This window comes from Paraburkholderia antibiotica (assembly GCF_012927125.1).
GTDB classification, from domain to species: Bacteria; Pseudomonadota; Gammaproteobacteria; order Burkholderiales; family Burkholderiaceae; genus Paraburkholderia; species Paraburkholderia antibiotica.
On the sequence record NZ_JABBFZ010000052.1, the window covers coordinates 1 to 4,304 of the forward strand.

The following is a 4,304-nucleotide window of genomic DNA, read 5'->3' on the forward strand; positions in this document are numbered from 1 at the left end:
GAGGACCAGAGACGCAGCACTGCGCTTGAACTCAGGGGAAAACGTACGACGTTGCTTGCTCATCAGACACCTCTTCATGGCGAGTATTCTCGCCCAAATTGGTGTCCGGGGAGATTAGACCACTACACGCCACCCTCCCGAGCGCATCGCACCGGTACGAGGTCGCATTGCCTTCGGCATCGATACGTCGGGAGAGATAGCCGCGCCCGTCATAGGCGTAACGCGTGCTGTAGCCGGAACAGTCGGTTGCCTCCCTGAGTTGAGATCATAATTTCGCAAGAATTCCGGTCTGACCCAACGAATGAACAAAGGGCCGCGTCAGCGGCCCTTTGTCTTTTACATACTATCTTCGTCTATGAATCGCTTCGCCTGCTCAATATAACTTCTTAAGAAATCGTTGAATCCACCAGCAATTTCTTTTGGCGGATTAGCCTCAAACTCATATCCTCCATACGCGTACATTGCGTTAGGCTCAATAGCCGAAAGCACATAAGTTAAGCCATCCCCACTTGAACCAATGACTAGAAATCCAGATGGCAAACCATGCTCACGCTCTGACCTTGTTAGCCAGGCACAACTAGGCACGCTAGTTTCTTGCGCTGGATCTTCGCTCGGAATTCCGTAGACCTCGAATCCATAGAAGTCAACCGCGCCGAAATCTGCAACGAATTTCCTATAACTGCTTGGAAGCGTCAGCCCTAGCAGCGTCTCGACTGCCTTGATAGCTCTCTCAGAACGTCCACCATAGGAGCGCCCCTCATCGGGATGGTCCGTAAGTATGGTCTGAAGCTCGTTACGTAGTTGTTCATATTCCATAATTCACCATTTATATATTGCAGTCGAAACCAGATGATGACTTAATGCCCGTAGCTCTATCCTTCCAATACTTCCGCTTCCACGAATTGAACTCCGGCCTATCAATTCCTGATGGAATGGTGTTTGGATTTATATGTATGGTTGAATAATTTTGCTTATGGAATGTACTCGTGACCTCAGCTATCGGCCCATCATGGGATTGAAGCATATGATGCAGTTCAACAGATTTTCCATCTGAGCCAATTGGAGCAACTCCTCGAGTCATTCGCTGGAGATTCGTCTCTCCATTGAATTCGGCACTGGGATCAAAGATATCGTCGCGCTGGTATACCTTATTGCCAGGGAAATCTTTTGCCTTCTTCCAGAAACAACCAGCCAGCCCCAGCGGATCGATCCAGCTTATCGGATTGGGCGCATACGCATAAACGTTGATCCGACCAGCCACGCTGATCGGGTCCCTGCTGATGAACCGCCCAGACGCCGGATCACAGTACCGATGTCCGTTGCAAGGGGCCGCTTATACGGCTCCCTGTTGCTAACGGTTAGACGGCATCCAGTTCAAAGCTTTTTCCACATTGCTTCTCCACCGGTTCCGGATAACTCAAACATGAAGTAGTTAACCGCGCTGAAGTAGCTCGTGAAGATGCATGGGTTAAATGACGCTCCCCGTTCATCGACGCAGATCACCCAGTACTCGTCCTCTTCCGATAGCCGCAGTTCTCCCAAACCGATGTGCGGATCATCACCCAAACGATATGAGTCTCTGCTCACTCCGCGAGCGTTTAATTCCGTTTCAATGATGCTAAACAACGCATTCTGGTTCACGTTGCGGTCTGCTTGTACCGCAAACTGCTTTTGAAGATGAATATCCATCAGTTCACTTCCTCAAGAGACAACCAGTGGCAACAAGTTCACCGACTGATTTCTCAGTTTCGAATTGAGTTCCTAAGCCCTGTTCGCCAAACCAAGGTATAGCGGGTCCAGCTTTCACCGTGATCGCTTTTGCGACCTCGTAGTTGTTTAACAGAGCAATTTTGTCTGTTCCGGGGGCAAGTGCCCGGTCCGTATATGGTGTTCCCGCCGTGGCCATGAAAGTACCGCGCTCCGAGCCATATCGGTCAAGTTGTTGACCCGGTTGCAGTTCGGTCGCAACAGGATCACCCTGAAAACCTCTATTTGGTGGCCACCAAACTGAACCGTCCGGCTTCTTCCAGCCTGCTGCTTCAGCCGCTTTGCGTTCCTCTGCGTACGGGTCATTCCGGCAATGCGCCAGCCCGTGCGGGTCGACCCAACTCACGGGATTGGGCGCGTACTGATAGACATTGACCCCACCCGCTAACCCGATCGGGTCCTTGCTGATGAACCACCCACTACCCGGATCATAGTACCGATGCCGGTTATAGTGCAGCCCCGTCTATATGTAGTGTGGCGATCGCGTCGTACACGTACTGCCCCACCTTACTCATGTCGGCTTCGGTCGGTAGCCTAGGTTTTTGTTGCGCTCTTTACGAACACCTTTCCCAAGAAACAGATGCCAATTCTTGCCGCTCGCCAATGCTGCATCGGTCCAATAATAATCGGTGTATACCGTTCCCAATTCATTTACCACGTCCTTGTGCGCATACTTCTTAAGCAGCTTGTTCAGTTCACGAGTAACTAGCTTCGTGGTGTCCGAACCATCTGCCAGATAGAGTGTTGCACCGATGGCGTCCTCGTCATCCCCGCCATACCGTACGCGCACAAAGCCAACCTGTTCGTCTCGGCTTATATTCGCTGAAGGGCGATGCCGTACGCGCTCTTCGTCTTCAATTTTTCCCATTAGCAAATCAACCGCTCGCCATGCCGGGACGCTAGGCCTTTCGACCCTTACAAACGGATCGTCATGGTGCTCTGAGCGATACAACGACAATCCGGTTCTTTCGAGCAGTTCCGTATTGATTGTCACAAAGTCATCGAAGACCATGAATACTTTGCGGTCCATGCTTATTTCCCTTTACATGGGCAACAATTGTAGGCACGAAATTGCACGTCGTCTGGAGCATCACTTCCCTGTGTTTTTGTCCTCAAATCATCCATCGCTTGCTGTTCGCGCGTGACCGGCGTCACACCATCAGCACGAACCTTGCCGACGTTGCCGTAAACGGTATTGCCATCGGCATCGGTATAGATGATGTCTGGGCGACGACCTGATTTGAAACCTCCCGGAGTTTTGACCAGTGCTTCTTGTTGGCCCCCACCGGCAATAACGTCCCCGCCTGCGGCCTTCACGTCCTTACCCCACGCCGCAATCATCTCATTATGCGGACCACAGCCGCCGGTTTTCGGACCGCGTTTTGCAAGGCCAAGCGGATCGATCCAACCCGTCGGGTTATCGGCGTACTGATATACATTGACCCCACCCGCCAACCCAATCGGATCCTTCGAAATGAACCGACCCGCCTGCGCATCGTAATACCGATGCCGGTTATAGGCGAGCCCCGTCTCCTCGTCATGATACTGCCCCTGGAACCGGATCCGGTTATCCGCGCCAACCGGATCGACGTTGCCGTACGGTGCACGCTTCACCCCACCCCACGCCTTATACCGCGCAAGCCACACCACCTTGCCCGACTCGTCCACCATCTCCTGCGGCGTGCCCAGGTGATCATTCTGGTAGAAGTAGGTTCCGTGCCGAGTCCTCGCCGCCACCTGCACGAAGCGTCCATCCGTGCCCGTCGCGAGAAACGCCGGTTCCACCAGCTTCTCGTCAAGCCGCGCAAGCGGCACGAACGACCCCGGCTCGTGCAGGTAAAGTGACGCCGCCTGCCACTCGTGATGCCGCTCAAGCGTATGCATGCGCTGCGCGACCGGCAGCGAATACACATCCTGCGGCTCCTCACACACGATCTGCGCCCTGCGGAACTCCAGCCCGCGATACACATGCTCGTGCTTCACCGGCAGCCCGAAGCGCTCCTCCATCAGCAGCACATCGCCGTCCCAGGTGAAGAACGTGCGCTCGATCCCGCCATCCGGTCGCATCACCTTCTTCTTCGTGCGTCGCCCAAACGCATCGTACGCAAAGCTCACTTCCAGCAGCGGCCGCACACTCCCATCGACGAACCGCGTACCACCACCCGCCACCGGTTCCCTACGCGCCAGCTCATCCGCCTCCGGCGGCTTCGCATAGCGTTTCGCTTCGATCAGCCGGTTCGCTGCGTCATACCCGTACAGCCACGTCGTGCCGTCTGGCTCGATCCGCCGCACGAGGTTGCCATGCGCATCGTGTGCATACCGTGTGCGGTTCAGTTCCTTCAGCACGTTGCCGATGCACTTCGGCAGCGACGCCTCCCATTCGTCCAGCCTGCGCCTGTCCTCCACGCCCCGCCTGTTGTAACGCAGCGGTGGATATTTTTCGCCAGGATTCGCCCGCAGCCATGCGGCGTCCTCGGCACGCTCCCGCGCGAAGCGCGACGCCTGTTCTTCCGGCGTCTCGACCTCCGGCCTCGGCG

6 protein-coding genes and 2 pseudogenes are annotated in these 4,304 nt (G+C 54.9%); all 8 read right to left on the reverse strand.

Annotated features, from left to right (window positions below; all coding sequences use genetic code 11):
- Nucleotides 1-336: 336 nt before the first annotated feature.
- Entirely contained in the window at nt 337-816 is a 480-nt protein-coding gene (locus HHL14_RS32600) for an SMI1/KNR4 family protein (protein ID WP_169501712.1), read from the reverse strand.
- Nucleotides 817-826: 10 nt separating this feature from the next.
- The gene (locus HHL14_RS33485) at nt 827-1,210 is read right to left on the reverse strand and encodes an HNH/ENDO VII family nuclease (protein WP_407945328.1); all 384 of its coding nucleotides are present in this window, start codon (nt 1,208-1,210) and stop codon (nt 827-829) included.
- A pseudogene (locus HHL14_RS33700) lies at nt 1,190-1,321 on the reverse strand (RHS repeat-associated core domain-containing protein); the annotation flags it as partial. The gene HHL14_RS33485 and the pseudogene HHL14_RS33700, both read right to left, overlap by 21 nt.
- A gap of 53 nt (nt 1,322-1,374) precedes the next feature.
- Nucleotides 1,375-1,689: a hypothetical protein gene (locus HHL14_RS32610; RefSeq protein WP_169501713.1), complete on the reverse strand. Its 315-nt coding sequence runs from the start codon at nt 1,687-1,689 to the stop codon at nt 1,375-1,377.
- A gap of 4 nt (nt 1,690-1,693) precedes the next feature.
- Nucleotides 1,694-2,089 carry a TNT domain-containing protein gene (locus tag HHL14_RS33000; RefSeq protein ID WP_407945329.1) on the reverse strand — a complete coding sequence of 132 codons (396 nt, stop codon included), beginning with the start codon at nt 2,087-2,089 and terminating at the stop codon, nt 1,694-1,696.
- Nucleotides 2,084-2,230, reverse strand: a pseudogene (locus HHL14_RS34065) (RHS repeat-associated core domain-containing protein); the annotation flags it as partial. The gene HHL14_RS33000 and the pseudogene HHL14_RS34065, both read right to left, overlap by 6 nt.
- A 48-nt stretch (nt 2,231-2,278) precedes the next feature.
- On the reverse strand, nt 2,279-2,797 hold the full coding sequence (locus tag HHL14_RS32620; protein WP_169501714.1) for a hypothetical protein: 519 nt from the start codon (nt 2,795-2,797) through the stop codon (nt 2,279-2,281).
- A 2-nt stretch (nt 2,798-2,799) separates the two neighbouring features.
- The coding region (locus HHL14_RS32625; protein ID WP_206002631.1) for an RHS repeat domain-containing protein at nt 2,800-4,304 on the reverse strand (1,505 nt) is incomplete at its 5' end.

Bases quoted from the DNA above. Each gene is read 5' to 3' on its own strand.
- HHL14_RS32600 (WP_169501712.1), bottom strand. From the start codon at position 816: ATGGAATATGAACAACTACGTAACGAGCTTCAGACCATACTTACGGAC.
- HHL14_RS32610 (WP_169501713.1), bottom strand. From the start codon at position 1,689: ATGGATATTCATCTTCAAAAGCAGTTTGCGGTACAAGCAGACCGCAAC.
- HHL14_RS32620 (WP_169501714.1), bottom strand. From the start codon at position 2,797: ATGGACCGCAAAGTATTCATGGTCTTCGATGACTTTGTGACAATCAAT.